We start from the raw sequence: 19,000 nt of genomic DNA, 5'->3' as shown, positions 1-19,000 counted from the left end.
AAGGTGCCATATTTCGGCTTTCTTGTGAAGGAGCTAGATTTTGAGCTTGCGCTTTAAGTAAAAGAATTTAAGCCTTTGGCTGGCACTTTTATTGCCTTTTTTAAGGTAGCCTTGGTGCATTTTGTGAAGGAAAAGATCAATTTGGAGATAATGTGGTACGGGCTTGAGTCCGGGTTTTCCTAGGATGATTCTCAACGCTTCCATAGCAGCCAGGGCACTGCAAAGATAACACGCAATCACCGAGGCAGGCCCCTGGCCTGCTTTAAGGTCAATACTTTTGAGGTCAAGATATTTGAGAAAAAAGGGCTTGGGGGCAAGCCCTAAAGCAAAGAGCAAGGCTTTTTCCATAGGAGACATGTCGGGTTTAATGGCGAAATATTCTTCAAAAGATGGGCTTTCTTCGGGGTGAAATACAAGCAAAGAGGCACTAAAGCCCAAGGGAGCCGCGGTGATAAGGGGGATTCCCTTTTCTCTGGCTGTATCATAAAGGAGCTTGCGGGCTTCTAAGGCAAAAAATTCGATCCCATCAATAACAACGTCAACTCCTTCTAAAAAGGCGTTAATATTTTCAGGTGTTATGCCTTCCTCGTAGAATTCTAATTGGAGAAAGGGGTTTATGCGGAAGGCTTCCTCAAGCATTACTTTGCCTTTTGGGCGGCCTAAAGTATCAACCCTGGCACCGTATTGGCGACTGATATTGCGAGGCTCAAAGACATCAAACTCGGCAATTTTGAAACGACCAACACCTGAGCGGGCAAGGCTTATTAAGTGGGTCCCCCCTACGCCCCCAAGGCCTGGAATAGCAACGGTGGCGTGTTTTAGCCGTTCTTGTTCTTCCTGGGAAATAAGGCCGCGTTGAGGGCGAAAGACCTCTTCGAAGAAATCTTTTTCGCTTTTAATACCAAAATTGGTAAGTCTTCTGCCTATATTGCTTTTTTTGATTATATGCCACATAGCTTTTATTTTTATCGTGTCAGGATATGAAAAAGTTTAATGAAAGCTATGGCATTTTGGCAGGAGTTGACGGGTGTAGCAAGGGCTGGTGTGTGGCCCTGGGTTTTTTACGAAAAGCAACAGGTGCTTTTACAGCCGAAAAAATTCTTTTCTGTCGGGATATTACTGAGGTTTTTAATCTTGGAGCAGAAGTTTACGCTATCGATATGCCTATAGGGCTCCCTATGGAACACAAACCCGGGGGCAGGAAATGCGACCGTTTGGCAAGAAAGCTGCTTGGCCCACGCCGAGCCAGTATTTTTACCCCACCTCCAAGAAAGGCCTTTTCTTTTAAAAGTTATGAAGCTTTATCTCAAAGCGGGATTAGAATTTCGCGCCAGAGTTTTAATATCCTTCCGAAGATTAAAGAGCTTGATCTTTACTTGAGAAAATGCAGGCCCAAAAGTATCTACGAAACCCATCCAGAACTCGTATTTTTTAGGCTTCATGGAGATTTTTTGCCTTCAAAGCACACTTCTTCGGGATTAAATCTTCGCGTGGCACTTCTTGTTGGGACCTATTTGTTTCGCAGTCTTGAAAGGAATCTCAATGCGATAAAAGGGAACTTGCGCCTGGACGTATTGGATGCTTATGCCTGTCTTTTGGCTGCTAAACGAATTTATGAAGATAAGGCCCAAAGAGTTCCTGAAAACATTGAAAAAGATGCGTTTGGCTTGGAAATGGCTATCTGGTTTTAGTTTCTTTAAGAAAGCTTGGTAATGATTTTGCATCCTACCAGGTCTCCCCAAACATTTACCGAGGTGCGCAACATATCTAAAAAGCGATCTACCGCTAAGATAAGACCTATCCCTTCCAAGGGGAGACCAACTGCTTGAAGCACTAAAGTCATAGTCACTAATCCTGCACTGGGAATTCCTGCAGCCCCTATGGAAGCAAGGGTCGCTGTAAGAAAAATTAGAATCTGTTCATGAAGCCCTAAGGGTACGTGGTAAATATTGGCAATGAACATAGCTGCTACTGCTTCGTAAAGGGCTGTTCCATCCATGTTGACCGTAGCTCCCAGGGGCAAAACAAAGCCTGCAATCTTTTTGGGGACTTTGGCTTTTTCTTCCGCGACTTCTAAAGATATAGGAAGAGTAGCTGAGCTTGAAGCGGTGGAGAAGGCCACCATAGGGGCCTCGCGGATCTTGAAAAAATATCGCCAGGGTTTTTCTCGGGCAAAAAGAAAAAGAAGCAAACTCAGGGTAAATGCTGCGTGAAAGAAAAGAGCCAAAACTACCGTAATCACGTAGGAAGAAAGTTCCAAAATGGGGGTGATCCCCTTTTCAGCCACGATATTGCTTACAATGGCGAAGACCCCCAAGGGGGTCAAACGTATAATCCAACGTATGAGGGCAATCAGGGCGTCATTCACCGCTTCAAAAAAGCTAAAGAGATTAGTGCGAGATTTTTCATTCAAAGAGAGGGTTGCCAGCCCAAAAACAAAAGCAAAAAAGATAGTGGGGAGGACATCTCCTTGAGCAAGGCTTTTTACAGGGTTTTCAGGGATGAGGCTCTTTACTAAATCAGTAATGGTTAGTCCTTTTACCGCAATTTGTTGGGTGGTCTTTTCAAAGTTAGCATTTGCACCGGGCCTAAAGACATTTACAAAGACAAGGCCCGTAATAACTGCAAGAGAAGTAGTGGCCATGTAGTAGGCCAAGGTTTTAAGGCCTATGTTTTTAATACGGCTAATATTTCCTAGGCCAGCAAGGCTGGTGTAAACAGAGGCGAAGATTAAAGGGGCAATGACCATTTTTAGAAGTCTTAGAAAGATATCGCCAATCAAAGCTATTTTTGGAGGTAACCCTGGTGCGGAGAGCCCTATAAAAATGGCTAAAACAATGGCTAAAAGGGTCTGGTTTTCTATGCTTTTTAAGAAACGCATTAATTTGCGTTTAACATATTGAAGCTAAATCGAGAAGAGGGGGAGGCCGGCAACCCGGCCTCTATTATTTGGTGAGAGTTTTTTCGAAAATACGTTCACTTTTTATGGCTGAAGCTTCGGCCCGCTCAGCAGCAACTTCTGCCCTTTGAGCAGCAGCTTGGGCGGTGTTTGCTGCTGCTTTGGCTTCTTCCACCAGGGGATAGACCTTTTCACTGACAGGTTTAGGAAGTTCACCGGTGGCATAAGCTAAAGCAAAGCTTCCAACTAAACTGCGTACGGCTTCGTTAATGGCCTTAGCAAAAAGTTCATAGGCAGTTTTGTCTGTCCAGATGTTATTAGGGGCCACTTCTACTTCGGTGCGCCCGGTCCAGACTACTTCGCCGGAGACAGCGTCTTGGACATACAAACGGAGCTGGACTTTTGCCACAGAAGTTTTGCCATTTAAAGCAGCTAAGGCTCCTGCAGCTGCTCCTATTCCGGCTCCCTCCCAGGAAGCGTCTATCAAGCCACCTGCGATGCCACCTGTGGCAATGTAGTTTATGCCTTCATAAGCATCTGAAGAAGCAGCTCCGAAAATTGTGCGAGAACCTATTTTAAAAACAAAGGGCAAGATACCACTTTGAACTGGATTGAGGCTTCTTATTTTTTTGTTTGAAAAAGCTACAATTCTTCCTCGTACGATGTAACGTGCGCCAAAGGTCTTGCCCAAATCTTGAATTATTTCTTGGTTAAGAGGGGATGTTTTCTCCTGAGAAAGATTTTTTTGGTTGTGAACAATGGCCTTCCAAATTTCTGCTTTCATTTCTGGAGACCAATCGTTGTTGAGCTCGTTCCAAAGACCGCGAGACATGTTGTAGCTTTCGATTTTTTTGATGATTCCCTTCTTTAGGAGAAATTGATTTACGTCTTCTTGGGGCACAGTTGAAAATCCAGCCTTAAGAAATTCGTCTTCTAAGGCTTCGTTGATAAGCACATTTTTGCGCCAAGATTCCCAAATGTTTGAAGAACTGTAGTCTGCAAAGGGAAGAATTACTATTTTGGCAAGTGTTTGGGTGCCAGAAGGTGGTTTAACAGGTGCAAGAGTTTGTTTGACGCGATACTCTTGGCATCCCGCTAAAAGAAAGGCAAAACAAAGTAGCATTGAAAAGATAAGATTCTTTCGCATGGGCCACCTCTTAATGAGCTTTTATCTTTGGTATCGAACGATTTGACAGAAAAGTTTAATAAAAGTTCGGGGAAGAATTTTTTTTAAAGCATCAATATGCTTTTGCAAAATGGGGATCCCATGAGATTGCTTCGCTTCGCTCGCAGTGACAATTTTCAAAATGTCACCAGTTTTCTGCTCCTGGTAATAAAAACTCTTATTTCTAAGAGTTGTTAGGATCCGTTTGTTTTTTTATTCCGAAAATGGGAACGGATCCCATGCAGTTTTGCTTGCATCACTGATCTCGGCAATTCTGTGAAGGTCTCTGGATAATGGAAATGTAAGGGGAATGGGGCTTGCTAGGATTTGGCAGTCTAGGGGAAGTGTCTTGAAAAAAGAGGGGGCACCCCCCTCTTTTTTACCCAAGGATGATTTTTTGAAATTCTTCAAAGCCTACACGTTCGATAAGGCGTCCTAAACGGTCGCCTTTTTTGGCATTTTCTTCATAGAACTTGATGATTTTATCTGCAATGGCTAGGGCTTCTTCGGTTGAGACGTTGTCAACCAATTTGCGATAAAGCATAGGCCTTGCTCCGCCACATCCACCAACCATTACAGTCCAACCTTTAGGTTTCCCAATAAATCCAAGGTCTTTGATACAGGTTTCCGCACAGTCATTTACGCATCCAGAGACGCCGATTTTAAACTTAGCCGGAAGTTGATAGCCGTGATAGCGCTTATCGAGTTCTGCGCCAAGGCCCAGTGAATCTTGCTGCCCGAGCCTGCAAAAGGTTGTCCCAGGGCATACTTTGATACTGCGTACACAGGCTCCCACCGCAGCTCCAGGATCTACTCCCAGTTCTTCCCAGACTTTATCGATGTCTTCTTCCTTGAGGCCAACTAAGGCTATGCGATCCGCACTGGTAAGTTTCATGGCCTTTACATTGTATTTGACTGCGATTTCGGCAATTTTTTGTAGAAATTCGGGGGTAACAACCCCTAAAGGCACATGAGGTACGATAGCATAGGTTTCTTTGTCTCTTTGGAGCACTGCTCCCTTTTCTCCGTCTTTAAGCATTTTTATCCTCCTTTTTGTCAAAAACTAATTTTTGGGCTTCTATCAAAGTGGTTTGCGAAAATTTTTCGCGTACCAAACGATTTACATCTTGAAGAAGGTTGCCTAAAAGGCAGCTTTTTCCATCGCAAAGGGGCTTGCGAAAAAGACAACGCTGGTCTTCAAGGGGACCACTAATTATTTCGTAAATTTCAAGCAAGGTTATATCCTCAGGAGCTTTATTTAGTACGTATCCTCCCCGAGGGCCTCGGGTAGCTTTTAGTAGCCCAGCCCTGGCAAGCGCTTGCAAGACTTTTGAAAGATGGGCCTCAGAAGCTTCAAGGATTTCAGCTATTTCTTTTACTCGTTTGGGTTTCCCGGGTTCCTTGGCAAGGTATGCCATGGCATGCAAACCCAGCGCTAAAGCATCTGAAATCCTGAGAATATGGCTAGCCATTTAAAGCCTCCTTGAAGATATTTAAATATTTAAATACCATTGTTGTTCGTATTGTCAAGAGAAAAATACCAAGAAGATCTTTGCAAAACATTTTTTTCGCGAAAATGGAAGCGGATCTTTAACGACGTCGAGTGTTTAATGTTCTCAGTAGTATTTTTACGATTTGTGGATAGTATCTTGCTATGATGGCCCAAAAATCATAATATGCCAATATGAATCGTAAGTTTGGCATAAAACAAATAAGAAATATTGGCATAATCGCCCATATTGACGCTGGAAAAACCACCCTTACCGAACGCATCCTCTATTACACCGGAAAGATTCATAAAATTGGCGAGGTCCATGAAGGCCAAGCCACCATGGATTATCTTCCCGAAGAACAGGAGCGCGGCATTACCATCACCGCAGCGTGTACTACCTGTTACTGGCGGGATGCCGAGATACATATCATAGACACCCCAGGCCACGTGGACTTTACCATTGAAGTTGAAAGAAGTCTGCGTGTGCTTGACGGGGCGATAGGGGTTTTTTGTGCGGTAGGGGGCGTTGAGCCTCAATCTGAAACAGTGTGGCACCAGGCCGAGCGTTTTAAAATCCCTAAAATGGCATTTATCAACAAAATGGACCGGATAGGTGCCAATTTTTGGGGAACGATTGAGCAAATGCGCGAGAAACTCGGTGCTAACCCTATCATTTTAACCCTGCCTTATGGCGCCGAAGATAGCTTTAAAGGTGTGATTGACGTTTTGCAGGAAAAATTAATCCTCTGGGATGAAGCCAGTCGTGGCGAAAAGTATTCATTTCATCCTGTCCCGGATGAAATGAAAGAGGAGGTCTCAAAAGTTCGCCAAGAACTTATCGAAACTGTTGTCGAATTCGATGAAGCCCTTATGGAAAAATATCTCGCCGATGAGCCGCTTACCACTGAAGAAATAAAAGGCCTTGTTCGTACGGCCACTTTGTCCCTTAAAGTTGTGCCTGTTTATTGTGGCTCAGCCTTAAAAAACAAAGGAGTCCAACCTTTGCTTGACGGGATTGTAGATTTTTTGCCCTCACCCCTTGATGTTCCGCCTATAAAAGGCATAAATCCGCAAACAGGCAAGGAAGAGCTCCGCTATCCCGATGAAAAAGAACCTCTTGCTGCCCTTGCTTTTAAGGTTCAGCTTTTTGAAGGGCGCAAGATGGTCTATTTGCGCATTTATTCAGGGGTCCTTGAAGTAGGAAAGACTGTACTTAACGTCACCCAAAACAAAAAAGAAAAAGTTGCGCGCCTTTTCCTTATGCATGCTGCCAAACGCACGCGTTTAGAAAGAGCTCGTGTGGGAGATATTGTAGCGGCCATGGGACTTAAGCATACCATAACCGGAGACACTTTAAGCGATCCTGAACATCCTATTTTGCTTGAATCTATCGGTGCTTATGAGCCTGTTATTTCCATTGCGGTTGAGCCTAAGACCCGTGCAGAAGAAGAAAAAGTTGCCGAAGCCCTGGCCAAAATTGCCCAGGAGGATCCCACCTTTCGCATAAAAATAGACGAAGATACCGGACAGAGAATCATCTCAGGTATGGGAGAACTACATATAGAGGTCATCCTTGAACGCCTGCGCCGCGAATTTGGTCTTGATCTTCTTGTTGGAAAACCTCAGGTTGTCTATCGCGAAACCATAACCAAAGAAGCAGAAGTAGAAGAAACTTTCGATGAAACTGTTGGAGAAACAAGACTTTGTGCTCGGGGAAAAATTCTGGTAAGGCCGCGAAAGCGAGGCTCAGGCAATATCGTAGGTGTTCTCTGTCCGCCTGAAAAGATTTCAGAAGAGCAAAAGAAGCTTCTCATTGAAACCATAGAAGGACAGCTTAAGGCAAGTGGCCCGCTGGGTTATCCGGTCACTGATGTTGAGGTAATGGTTCTTGACCTTGATTTTCCTGCAGGCGGTTTTCAAGAAATGGCTGCGCGAGCAGCACTTGTCAAAGCGCTTAACAAGGCCTTAAAAGAGGCTTCGCCCAAGCTCCTTGAACCCATCATGGAGGTAGAGGTCACGGTGCCTTCAGAATTCTTAGGCGAAGTGATCAGCGACCTTAACCAGCGCCAGGGACATGTGTTTGCCATAGAGGCCAGAGAACCTGTTCAGGTGGTAAGGGCCTACGTGCCTCTTGCAGAGATGTTCGGTTATTCCACGGATCTTCGTTCTGCCACCCAGGGAAGGGCTAGTTTTACCATGCATTTTGCTCGTTTTGACGAGCGCGAGAACCTGAAGCCGTAAGTTTTTCTGCGTTTTTTAATTTAAGGGCAACCTGGGTGCGCAAAGGGTCGTTTTCAGGCAATCTCTTGTAGGCCAGCTGTAAATGATAAAGGGCAACTTTTCTTTCGCCTTTTAACTTAAAGTGAAGGAAAAATTGATAATGGGCGTAACCAGGTTTTCCCAGGCTGGCGTAGAGTTGTCCGAAATAGTAGTGAAACTCAGCGTTGTCTTCAAAGTCTTTAGCTAATTTTTTGAAAAGCGCTAAGGCTTTGTCATACTCTTTGGTCTCTTGATAGCAGCGAGCTAAAAGATAAAGGGCACTTTTTCGGTAGGGATAACGCTTGGTATATCTTTCAAGCATAGGAAGGCACTTATCGTATGCCCCGGCCTCAAAATAAATCTCTGCCAGGTCAAGCTTGAAGTCGTCTTTGTCAGGTAAGAGTTCGATAACATAAGACATTTCACGTGCAGCCTCGTCAAAGCGCCGAAGCTTTGCAAGAGATAGGGCTAAACCGTAATGAAGCATGGGATCGTTCGGGCTTTTTCGTATCTCTTCTTGATAACGCACTAAAAGGCTTCCGGCGTCATGGGTCAAAACTTTGACGCGTACCTGAATACGTCTTAGGCGGAAAGGATCAGGTTTGTAGGTAACCTTCGGCTTATAATATTCGATCATGCTTTCAAGATAAGAGATTCGTTCTGCAGTACCTGGGTGGGTTAGGAGATAGCTTGGGGTAGTACTAGAAAGTAGCCAACGATGCCTTACTATTTTGTTGAAGACTTCTACGAAACCACGAGGATCATAGCCAGCCGCGGTAAGGTATTGAAAACCAAGTCGGTCAGCTTCTTCTTCGTCAGCGCGGCTATAAGAAAGGGCTTTTGTCATTGCTAATGCCGATGAGGTAACAGCCACGGCCTGTCCAGCTTGCCCGCCACCTAATAGAAGCCCTGCAATAGTTACTGCTACCGTAGCAAGGTTTAGCCTTGTTAGTTTTTCTATGCGTTTGGCAAGATGCCTCGCCTGAACATGGGCAAGTTCGTGGGCAAGCACTCCGGCTAGTTCGTCTTCCCGGTCAATTTCTTCCAGAAGCCCGGTGTTTACGAAAATCATCCCGCCAGGTACGGCAAAGGCGTTAAGACTCGGGTCCTTCACCACGTAAAACTTGAAAGGGAAATAATGCGGACCAATATGGGCAATGATTCTTTCTCCTACATCCTGAACGTAGCCAACAATTTCAGGATCATCCAATAGGACTCCCTGTTTCTGCAATGTTTCCAGGACTTTTTGCCCGAGCTTTGCTTCGTCTTCGTGGCTCATTAGGGCAAAGGCGGGATATTGAAACAGGAATAAAAAAACAAGGCTTAATGCTATTAGTTTTTTCATGAATACAAATATAAGAACAAATCAGGAGTTGCCAAATAGGGAAAATAAAAAAGGCGGCCTGCAGGCCGCCTTTTAGGTTACTTAGAATTCAGGGGCAGGAGGTGCGCCGGCCCCAGCTTTTTCTTCTTTGGGTTTTTCTGCCACCATGGCTTCGGTGGTAAGGAGCAAGCCGGAAACAGAAGCAGCATTCTGAAGGGCAGTACGGCTTACCTTCTTAGGATCGATGATACCGGCTTCCATTAAGTCTTTGAATTCGCCGGTGGCCGCGTCAAAACCAACAGCACCGCTTTCAGCCTTGACCTTTTCCACAATGATGGAGCCTTCAAAGCCAGCGTTATAGGCAATCTGGCGGAGAGGCTCTTCAAGGGCACGGCGGATAATATCAACACCGTGCTGTTCGTCGCCATCTGCTTCTACTTTGTCAAGGGCAGGCAAGCAGCGGATGAAGGCAGTACCACCACCAGGAACAATACCTTCTTCCACGGCAGCTTTGGTAGCGTTGAGGGCGTCTTCCACGCGGGCCTTTTTCTCTTTCATTTCGGTTTCAGTAGCAGCACCTACATAGATAACCGCTACACCACCCACCAACTTGGCCAAACGTTCCTGGAGTTTTTCACGGTCATAGTCAGAGGTAGTTTCTTCAATCTGAGCGCGGATCTGTTTCACGCGGGCCTCAATGGCCTCTTTAGAACCAGCACCATCCACAATGGTGGTGTGCTCTTTGTCAACAATGATCCTGCGTGCACGGCCAAGCTGATCAAGGGTGGCGTTTTCAAGCTTGAAGCCGAGCTCTTCAGAGATCACCTGGCCACCGGTCAAGATGGCAATGTCTTCAAGCATGGCTTTGCGGCGTTCACCAAAGCCGGGGGCTTTTACCGCGCAGCACTGAAGTACGCCGCGAATCTTGTTGACTACAAGGGTAGCAAGGGCTTCGCCTTCAACGTCTTCAGCAATTACAAGAAGAGGCTTCCCGGAACGAACGACCTGTTCGAGAATGGGAAGCAGATCCTTCATGGAGCTGATCTTCTTATCGTGGATGAGGATATAGGCATCCTCAAGCACGCATTCCATTTTGTCAGGATCGGTTACAAAGTAGGGAGAGATGTACCCACGGTCAAACTGCATACCTTCAACAACTTCAAGGTAGGTCTCAAGGCTTTTGGATTCTTCAACAGTGATAACACCTTCTTTGCCGACTTTGTCCATAGCGTCGGCAATGATGTTTCCGATTTCAGGATCATTGTTTGCAGAGATAGTAGCTACCTGAGCGATTTCCTGACGGGTCTTGCAAGGCTTAGCGAGCTTTTCGAGCTCTTCAACCACTACGTTTACAGCCTTGTCAATCCCGCGCTTAAGAGCCATGGGGTTGATGCCAGCAGTAACAAGCTTGGTGCCCTCACGGAAGATACACTGAGCAAGGATAGTAGCAGTGGTGGTACCGTCACCAGCAACATCGCTGGTTTTGGAGGCCACCTCTTTTACCATCTGGGCCCCCATGTTTTCAAACTTACATTCAAGTTCGATTTCTTTAGCAACAGTAACACCGTCTTTGGTAATGGTGGGAGAACCAAAAGCCTTTTCAAGTACAACGTTACGCCCTTTAGGGCCGAGAGTTACTTTTACCGCATCAGCGAGTTTATTTACGCCAGAGAGCAAAGCTTCACGAGCTTTCTGGCCGTAAAGAATTTCCTTTGCCGCCATATTCCCAACCTCCTTTTTTCAAATTTTTTAGTTGTGGGGAATTTGATTAATCTTCGATGATGGCAAGAACATCATCCTCACGCATGATGAGATACTCTTCGCCTTCGATCTTTACTTCGGTGCCGGCATACTTACCGAACAAAATACGATCGCCTTCTTTTACGCTAAGAGGCAACTTCTGGCCGTTTTCAAGGATACGACCATCACCTACCGCAATGACTTTGCCCATAATGGGTTTTTCTTTGGCAGTGTCCGGGATGATGATGCCGCTTTTGGTGCGCTCTTCTTCTTCAATGCGCTGCACAAGAATGCGATCGTGAAGCGGTTTTACCTTCATGTTCATACCCCCTCCTTTGGGATTTTTTATTAGCACTCACTCTTGACGGCTGCTAATATAATCACGGGATTTAGCTTTGCAAGGGGTGCTTTTTTAAATTTTTTGACGCAGAGCATAAAAAATTGCAACGAATAAGATGAGCATGGAAAGGAAGATAAAACTCTCTAACGAAAAAAATGCAGGAGGAGAGCCATCACCAAGGGTATTTGAAAGGGCAGGGATAGAGAGAAAGAAAAGAAATAAAAGGGTTTCCAAGATAACAAACGTGCGGAGAAAGGCGTTTAATTGTTTTTTGAACTGCCATCGTTGCTTAATTTCTTCTTTTTCTTTTTCAAGGGCGGAAATGATTTCTTCGATTTTTTCTATTTGTCTGCGAGCCGGTTTAATACTGCGGCTTACATCGCCTTGAAGAAAGTGAGAAAGTTTGGCAAGTTCCTCACGCAGGAGATCTAGTTTTTGTTTGTAGCTATATTCTTCGCGGCGATAGGGGTAAGTCCGCCAGAAATATTCAAGCTTATCATATGAACGTTTTAGCTTTTGATATTTGCCCCTCAGGGCTTTGGCCTGCCTGAACAGATAGCCCTGAAGTTCAAGAGAAAGTTCAAGGGCTTTTTTTTCAGCTAAAATAAGACTTAGAAAGCCGCCTTCATATATTTCTTTGCGCAGGTTAGCAATACGTTCTTCTAGTTCTTTAATGTCTTCTTCTGGGAGAAATTTGATCAGGGGCCTCAAGTTGTTTTCGGCCTGGGCCAATTTGGTGATGGCTTCCTTTTGGCAATCCTCAAAAATCGTCGTTATTTGTTTTTCAAGGTCAGGGGCAAAAGGGAAAAAAGCCCCTTCTGAGAGAATCAGGGGTATGGCTTCGTTTTCTTGGAAAAGGGCCGTAACCAGATTTTTGGCCTTTTCTGGGGAGAACTTGACCAGGGTGCGGGCCAGATGAAATTTAGCTGGCCAGAAAAAGCGATCAAAGCGCAATGCTTCCTGGTAATATTCTTCGGCCTCAAGGCCTTTGTTTTCTATTTCATGGAGCCATCCTCTCCAAAAAGAGAGATACGCCTTTAGAAAGGGCGTTTTTGCAAGGGATTTTGCCTTTTCCACGTAAAAAAGGGATTCGGTAATATTTCCTTCATAAGCGCTACAAAACAAAAGGCCAAGTATGGCAAAAATATCGCGATTTAAATCAAAGGAATTAAAGCGCTTTTTGGCCTGAGAAATATTGCCCTGGTAAAGGGCTTCAAGCCCCAAATAGAGATTTCCTCCTCGGGAAGGGAGAAATTTTTTAGGCATCTGGGCATAGCTTTCAGGATTGGCTGCGAATACGAAATGTAAAAAGCCAGGTCTTAGATAAAAAAGGCGTTTGCTAAAAAAAGCCTCGGTTTCTTTCGTTATGCCTTCTTGAAAATATTGATTAAGGGTCTTGAAAAGTGTCTGGGGGCTTTGTTTGAGACACCTAAAGATAATTTCAAAAACCTCTTTTTCCTTTATGCCAGGACATTTCCCAGGGGGGTGCCATCTAAGGCCGCAAAAAGGGCAGGGGCTATAAGGCCCTATCAAGAGCAAGTCCCTAAAGGAAAATTCAGTTTCAACATAGCTTGTTTCTGGAAACCTTAGTTCAAAAAAATCTTTCCAAGGGATAAGACTTGCCGTAAAAGGCCACTTGTCTAGCACATCTTTGATTTTTTCTGCATGCTTTTGAGAGAGATAAACGCGACCCGGACGCACAAGGCCTTTTTGCCCGGAAGATACAAAAGAAACAGGAAGAATCTTGCTAGAATTTCCCAGTAGTTTCTTCAAGTTGGCAAAAAAAGTATTAAGCCCTACAAAGTCTTGAGGGCTTAGGTCAAGTTCCTTGTCTTTGGCATGAAAGATGTTTTTAAGAAGCTTTTTTACGTTTTTCTCTAGTTCTTCCTGAGAAAGAACATAAAAAACCGTATTTATTTCCGGGAAAATTTTCACACTTAATTTCATATTATCTTCATCGAAAAAAAAGGAAAAAGGTTAAAAATCTTCTTTCATCGTGAGGAAGATTAGGCCGCAAACCCCAATGGAGATAGCGGCATCAGCAAGGTTAAAAGCAGGCCAATGGTAAGGGCCAAGGTAAAAATCCAGAAAATCAAACACCATTCCATGAAAGACCCTGTCTATCAGATTGCCTAGGGCGCCTCCGGCAATAAGCCCGCAAAAGATTTGCTTAGCTTTCGAGCCCTTGTGCGAGAGTATGTAAAGCCCAAAAGCTGCGAAGAGATTTATGCCCATGAGCAGGTACTTGGCCCATGAGGGATGTTTTCCAAAAAAACCAAAGGCAATACCAGGGTTCCACACGTAAACCATGTTAGAAAACCCCGGGACAATGGGCTTTACCTCGCCCGGGGCTAGTATAGCTTGCATAAAAAACTTGCTTACCTGGTCAATTACCAGGACGGCAAGCGCTGCTATGAAGAAATACTTGCTAGAAATTCTTTCCATGATTTTTCAAGCACCTGATAGCAGCGTTCACAAACCTTGAGCTGACTTTCATTTTTTCCTACGGTTTCACTCCATTTCCAGCAACGTTCACATTTTTCTCCGCTGGCATGACGCACAAGCACTTTAAGCGGCATCTCTTCGCTTTGATAAACTACTTCGTCTCCTTGCCCTTTTACGGTGTCAGCAACAGCAAACTGGGACACGATAGCCAGATAGGTCAAAGTGTCCTGGTTTTCTTTTAAAAATTGGGCAAGCTCTTGGTTATCGGTAGCGACTGTTACTTCGGCTTCCAGGGAGTTGCCAATGATTTTATGCTCTTTACGGGCAATCTCAAGGGCCTTGGTGATTTCGCTGCGAATTTCCATGAGCTTATCCCATTTTGTGAGAAAGGCTTCCTCGGCTTCCACTAAGACGGGCTCTGGAAAATGGGATAAGTGGACACTTTCGGCGTCTTTGGGGCCGGGGATATATTGCCAGATTTCATCCGCCGTGAAAGAAAGAATAGGGGCCATAAGGCGTGTGATGGCAGTGAGTGCTTCGTAAAGTACGGTTTGGGCCGCGCGTCTTGCAGGTGAGTTAGGGCTTTCGCAATAAAGGGTGTCCCTGCTTATGTCAATAAAAAGCGCCGAGAGATCTACCGCACAAAACTGATGGATGCCATGGGAGATAATGTGAAAGTCAAAGTCATCGTAAGCTTTGCGGGCGCGTTTAATCAGGCGTGAGAGTCGGTAAAGCATAAAACGTTCAAATTCCGGAAGTTCCTCTATGGGGACTTTATCTTTTTCTGGGTCAAAATCAAAAAGGTTGCCCAGCATAAAACGGCAGGTGTTGCGGATTTTTCGGTAGGCTTCTGTTAGCCTGGCAAGTATTTCGTCAGAAAGCCTAATATCATCGCGATAGTCTTCTGCAGCCACCCAAAGCCTTAGAATTTCTGCACCGTAACGCTTGATGATTTTTTCTGGTGGAATGACATTTCCGAGGGATTTTGACATCTTACGCCCCTGGCCATCCACCACGAAACCATGGGTGAGCACTGCTTCGTAAGGGGCACGTCCGCGAGTTCCAACCGCACAGAGCAAAGAGCTTTGAAACCAGCCTCGATGCTGGTCTGAGCCTTCAAGGTAAAGCTCGGCAGGAAACTTTAGTTCTTCGCGTTTTTCCAACACCGCGGCAAAGGAAACTCCCGAGTCAAACCAGACGTCTAATATGTCTTCTTCCTTGCGAAACTCTTTTCCGCCACATTTCGGACAAACGGTGTCCTCAGGGAGTAGCTCTGAAGTGTCCTTTTCAAACCAGATGTCCGCACCGTATTCTTCAAAAAGCTCAAGGACTTTTTCGTAATATTTTTTGTCACGCAGAATTTCTCCACAAGACGTGCAAATAAAAACCGTAAGGGGCACACCCCAGGACCGCTGACGTGAAAGACACCAGTCAGGCCGCTTTTCTACCATGTTTCTTATGCGCTCACGCCCCCAGTGGGGAATCCAGCGCACCTTGTCTATCCATTCAAGGGCCTTTTGGCGCAGATTGTTTGCTTCCATGGAGATGAACCATTGTTCGGTAGCTCGGAAGATAACAGGTTTTTTACAACGCCAACAATGGGGATAGCTATGTTCTATTTCGGATGAATAAAGAAGTTTTTCCTCGCGTTTCAGGATTTCAATTATTTTTGCGTTAGCTTTGAAAATATGTTCTCCGCCAATTTCAGGGAGGTCTTTGTCAAAAAATCCCTCTGGGTCAACAGGGGCATAGATATCAAGGCCGTATTTTAGCCCGGTTTCATAGTCTTCTTCACCGTGGCCTGGGGCTGTGTGTACACAGCCAGTTCCTGCATCAAGGGTCACGTAATCCGCAAGAACGATCAGTGATTTACGGGGCAAAAAGGGATGTTTAAGGTGCTTCTTCTCAAGGCTTTGAGCCTCAATGCGAGCGATAATAGGAGGGACTTTTTCAAGGCCAAGCTCCGCCGCAAGGGCAGAAAGCCTTCCTTCTGCCAAAATAAGAATTTCGTCGTTTAACTCCACGGCTACATAAGAGAACTCAGGGTTAAAAGCTACGGCGAGGTTTGCTGGAAGCGTCCAGGGGGTAGTGGTCCAGATGACTACGGAAACTTTTTTATTGCGCAGTTCTTCCGGCAAGGCGAAAAGGGCGTCTTCTTCTAATGGAAATTTTACGTAAATAGATGGTGAACGGTGCATTTCGTATTCTACTTCGGCTTCTGCTAAGGCGGTAACACAGTGCGGGCACCAAAAAACAGGTTTTTTACGACGATAGACTGAACCCTGGGACAAAAAATTTACGAATTCCCGGGCTATGGTAGCCTCATAGGCAAAGTTCATGGTGAGGTAAGGATTTTCCCAGTCACCGATTACACCCAGGCGTTTAAATTCACTGCGCTGAATATCAATCCAACGTTTGGCGTATTCGCGGCAGTGCTGACGAATGGTAAGTTTGGGAAGTTCGCCTCTTTTGACTTTTAGTTCTTTTTCCACGTTAAGTTCAATGGGAAGTCCGTGACAATCCCATCCTGGCACGTAGGGGGCGTTGAAGCCTGCCATGTGCTTTGATTTTACGATGAAATCTTTAAGCACTTTATTCAACGCGGTACCCATGTGAATATGGCCATTGGCATACGGAGGGCCGTCATGCAATATGAAAAGAGGTGCCCCTTTACGGGCTTTGAGCTTTTGCTGATAAAGCCCCATTTCTTCCCATCTTTTGAGGAATTCAGGTTCTCTTTTGGCAAGGTTGGCCTTCATGGGAAAATCGGTCTTAGGCAAATTCAAGGTGTTTTTCCAGTCAGCTTTTTCGCCCATTTTTGCACCTCTTTTGGATTTTTAATTTGTTTCGCATAGTAGAAACGTTCCGCAAAACTGGCAAGGGTTAACTAAGCCATTTGGCAAGTTTTAGGGAAAGTTCTTTGCGAGTGATAGGCTTTTCAAGGAAGTCATTAAAGCCGGCTCTTTGGGCCTTTCTTTCAATTTCAGCCACTACGTGGGCAGTCAAAGCGATGATAGGTTTATCAAATCCTTTTTCGCGCAATTTTTTAGCCACTTCTAGGCCATCAATCCCTGGCATTAAAATATCAAGAATTAAAAGATCGAATTCGTGTTTTTCAGCCATTTCCAAAGCTTCAAGACCGTCAGAAGCCACTTTTACTTCGAGCCCCAATTTTTGAAGAGTTTTTTTGAGGTAGAGTTGATTAACAGGGTTATCCTCTGCAAGAAGCACATGGCCTTTTAGTTTTTTGGGTGGGGCTATGATACTTTTTTCATCAGAGGCAGCTTTTTTCAACGGAACTTCCAGGCAAAAGGTAGCTCCTTTGCCCAGTCCCTTGCTTTCAGCCCAGAGTTTTCCTCCCAGCAATTTGGCCAGTCGTTCAGATATAGCTAAGCCAAGGCCTGTCCCAAGATAGGGACGGTCAAAGGTCTCTTCCAAACGTTCATAAGGGGTAAAGATTCGTTCTAGATTTTCCGGAGCAATGCCTTTGCCGGTGTCTTTTACACAAAAGCGAATAAAGAAAAAGTTTTCTCCTTCTCGAATTTTTTCTACTGTAAGAGAAATTTTGCCTTTATCTGTAAACTTGATCGCATTACTTAAAAGGTTTATCAGGATCTGACGTATTTTAGTGCGATCTCCTTTAACTATCTGAGGCAAATTTTCGGAAAAGTTTAATTCCATTTGAATGCCCTTTTGGACCAATTCTTGGGAAAATATTTGGATACATTCTTCGCAAAATTCTTTTAAGTTAAAAACTTCTTCGTGGAGTTCTTCTTTTCCTGCTTCTAGTTTTGCAAAATTAAGAGTTTCATCTATAAGTTCTTTGAGACTTTTAAGGGCTGTTTCTAAGTGTAGCAGTTTTTTCTGTTCTTTCTCGGGGAGATCTGCTTCTTTTAGTAGCTCTACCATTCCCAAAGCTGCACTCATAGGAGTTCTGATTTCATGTGAAACATTGGCTAAAAATTTAGTTTTGGCTTGGCTTGCATTTTCTGCCCTACGTGCTTCTTCTTTCCACTGCTTGATGGCTTTTTCCAGACTTTCTCTGTATTTGTTAACGCTTTCTACCAGTTCATTGAATGCTTCTAAAAGATCTTCTATTTCTTTTGGACCTTTGATTTTCTTTGTAAATGGTGTTAATGTTTTTTCTTCTCTTATGCGCTTTATATGTCTTGCGAGGTTAAGAATAGGGATAGTAACAAAGTAGTAGTAGAGGTACAGTAGGAGACACAAAATAATTGCTAATGTTAAGCTGACTATAGTAAAATTTATTAAGGCTTTTTTAACAATAGCTTCGTGAATTGTATCGTCTATTGCAACTTCTATTTTAGCATTGATACCTTCTTTTTTGCCAAAATTATAGGAAATTATCTTTCCCTTCATCTTTCCTACAAAAATTTCAAGTTTTGGGTTTTTCTTTTGATTTTTTTTACCAAGGATTTTGTCTATTTCTCTAAGATCTTTATAAAAACGGGGTTCTTGCCATGTGACTCTGGCACCATTTATAAAATCGAACTGCAGTAGATCCTCTAAAACTCTTTTTATTTCTTTTTCTACTTTGTATTTTAGTTGCGGTGTAAGTACTTGAGATGTATGTTTTAGTAATAATTCTATAGTTGTTTTTCTTTCTTCAAGGAGCTGTTTTCGTAAAACATATGTCCCCCAAATTGTTGAAGTTAAGGCGATAGTTAGTGAAATTAATACTGCTATAATGAAAAGTAGTTTGAGTGAAAATAGGGAATAATTACGAGTTATATTTGGCATTTGAATAGTCGATGAATGTTATTTTGTTTAGAATTTTTGCAGGTATTTTTATGCCAATTTTTTGCCAGGTATTATAGTTAGCTATAATGCAAGCATTTCTCCTTTCAAGATCAAGAGAAAGAGCAACGCCTTCTGAGACTAGTTCTGGAAGATGTGATACAGTGAATATTTTTTTATTGGTGGCGAGAGTGATTAGTTCAGAAATACCTTCTATTAATCCGGCAATATAAAAGATGTCGAATTTTTTATTATTAATCATCTTCTGAACTTCTTTTTTGTTGTTGACATAGACTGGCTCGAAAATATCTTTATTTTTTTCAAAAAAAGATCTTACCGTATCATTTACAATATTTTGGTCTTGAAAAGCACTTTTAATTTCCGGAACAAGTACTAATATTTTTATTTTTTTCTTGTTTTTGAGGTTTTCTTCCAGTCTTACAAAGCGTTTTAAAAGAGAAAGGGTTAAATACGCCTTTTGGGATTCGATGGTTATAAGAGTGCTTGCTAAGGCGACTTTTACGCCTAAAAAAAAGATAATTATGATTAAACTATATTTTCGCCCGCCCACTTTTTTA

Annotated in this window: 15 protein-coding genes; 2 read left to right on the top strand and 13 right to left on the bottom strand. The window is 43.8% G+C overall.

The features are described from left to right. Positions 1–33: 33 nt before the first annotated feature. Positions 34–954, bottom strand: a complete 921-nt coding sequence (locus tag H528_RS12330) for a ThiF family adenylyltransferase (RefSeq protein WP_051132469.1) — start codon at positions 952–954, stop codon at positions 34–36. Positions 955–980: 26 nt separating this feature from the next. Here H528_RS12330 and H528_RS12325 point away from each other — a divergent pair, with 26 nt between their 5' ends. Next, positions 981–1,691, top strand: a complete 711-nt coding sequence (locus tag H528_RS12325) for a DUF429 domain-containing protein (protein WP_022852747.1) — start codon at positions 981–983, stop codon at positions 1,689–1,691. Between the two features lie 5 nt (positions 1,692–1,696). Here the strand turns inward: H528_RS12325 and H528_RS0102355 are convergent, their stop codons facing one another. The 4 genes from H528_RS0102355 to H528_RS12320 all read right to left on the bottom strand — a co-directional run bounded on the left by H528_RS0102355 (position 1,697) and on the right by H528_RS12320 (position 5,536). After that, the gene (locus tag H528_RS0102355; RefSeq protein ID WP_022852746.1) at positions 1,697–2,881 is read right to left on the bottom strand and encodes a dicarboxylate/amino acid:cation symporter; all 1,185 of its coding nucleotides are present in this window, start codon (positions 2,879–2,881) and stop codon (positions 1,697–1,699) included. Positions 2,882–2,945: 64 nt separating this feature from the next. Continuing rightward, the gene (locus tag H528_RS0102350; RefSeq protein WP_022852745.1) at positions 2,946–4,046 is read right to left on the bottom strand and encodes a hypothetical protein; all 1,101 of its coding nucleotides are present in this window, start codon (positions 4,044–4,046) and stop codon (positions 2,946–2,948) included. Between the two features lie 397 nt (positions 4,047–4,443). Continuing rightward, positions 4,444–5,103: a nitrite/sulfite reductase domain-containing protein gene (locus H528_RS0102345; RefSeq protein WP_022852744.1), complete on the bottom strand. Its 660-nt coding sequence runs from the start codon at positions 5,101–5,103 to the stop codon at positions 4,444–4,446. Continuing rightward, positions 5,096–5,536, bottom strand: a complete 441-nt coding sequence (locus H528_RS12320; protein WP_022852743.1) for an RrF2 family transcriptional regulator — start codon at positions 5,534–5,536, stop codon at positions 5,096–5,098. Before H528_RS12320 ends, H528_RS0102345 begins: the two co-directional genes overlap by 8 nt. A gap of 212 nt (positions 5,537–5,748) precedes the next feature. Here H528_RS12320 and fusA point away from each other — a divergent pair, with 212 nt between their 5' ends. Beyond that, complete coding sequence (gene fusA, locus H528_RS0102335) at positions 5,749–7,797, top strand: elongation factor G (RefSeq protein ID WP_022852742.1); 2,049 nt, start codon at positions 5,749–5,751, stop codon at positions 7,795–7,797. Here fusA and H528_RS13925 read toward each other — a convergent pair. The 8 genes from H528_RS13925 to H528_RS0102295 all read right to left on the bottom strand — a co-directional run bounded on the left by H528_RS13925 (position 7,748) and on the right by H528_RS0102295 (position 18,993). Continuing rightward, positions 7,748–9,160 carry a M48 family metallopeptidase gene (locus tag H528_RS13925; protein WP_022852741.1) on the bottom strand — a complete coding sequence of 471 codons (1,413 nt, stop codon included), beginning with the start codon at positions 9,158–9,160 and terminating at the stop codon, positions 7,748–7,750. The genes fusA and H528_RS13925 overlap by 50 nt on opposite strands. An 81-nt stretch (positions 9,161–9,241) precedes the next feature. Then, the gene (gene groL, locus H528_RS0102325; RefSeq protein WP_022852740.1) at positions 9,242–10,861 is read right to left on the bottom strand and encodes a chaperonin GroEL; all 1,620 of its coding nucleotides are present in this window, start codon (positions 10,859–10,861) and stop codon (positions 9,242–9,244) included. A 46-nt stretch (positions 10,862–10,907) separates the two neighbouring features. Further along, positions 10,908–11,198, bottom strand: coding sequence for a co-chaperone GroES (gene groES / locus H528_RS0102320; protein WP_013907992.1), 291 nt, complete (start codon positions 11,196–11,198; stop codon positions 10,908–10,910). A 93-nt stretch (positions 11,199–11,291) separates the two neighbouring features. Further along, positions 11,292–13,166, bottom strand: coding sequence for an AAA family ATPase (locus H528_RS0102315; RefSeq protein ID WP_022852738.1), 1,875 nt, complete (start codon positions 13,164–13,166; stop codon positions 11,292–11,294). A 30-nt stretch (positions 13,167–13,196) separates the two neighbouring features. Beyond that, positions 13,197–13,664, bottom strand: coding sequence for a signal peptidase II (lspA, locus tag H528_RS0102310; RefSeq protein ID WP_022852737.1), 468 nt, complete (start codon positions 13,662–13,664; stop codon positions 13,197–13,199). Continuing rightward, entirely contained in the window at positions 13,631–16,480 is a 2,850-nt protein-coding gene (ileS, locus tag H528_RS0102305) for an isoleucine--tRNA ligase (RefSeq protein WP_022852736.1), read from the bottom strand. The genes lspA and ileS overlap by 34 nt, the downstream gene beginning before the upstream one ends. 67 nt (positions 16,481–16,547) lie before the next feature. Then, positions 16,548–18,425, bottom strand: coding sequence for a HAMP domain-containing hybrid sensor histidine kinase/response regulator (locus tag H528_RS0102300; protein ID WP_022852735.1), 1,878 nt, complete (start codon positions 18,423–18,425; stop codon positions 16,548–16,550). Further along, positions 18,406–18,993, bottom strand: coding sequence for a YfiR/HmsC family protein (locus H528_RS0102295; RefSeq protein WP_022852734.1), 588 nt, complete (start codon positions 18,991–18,993; stop codon positions 18,406–18,408). Before H528_RS0102295 ends, H528_RS0102300 begins: the two co-directional genes overlap by 20 nt. Positions 18,994–19,000 lie beyond the last annotated feature (7 nt).

It is taken from the genome of Thermodesulfatator atlanticus DSM 21156, assembly GCF_000421585.1.
GTDB classification, from domain to species: domain Bacteria; phylum Desulfobacterota; class Thermodesulfobacteria; order Thermodesulfobacteriales; family Thermodesulfatatoraceae; genus Thermodesulfatator; species Thermodesulfatator atlanticus.
Note: the sequence above shows the minus strand (reverse complement) of the source record. Positions and strands in the feature narration are given on the sequence as shown.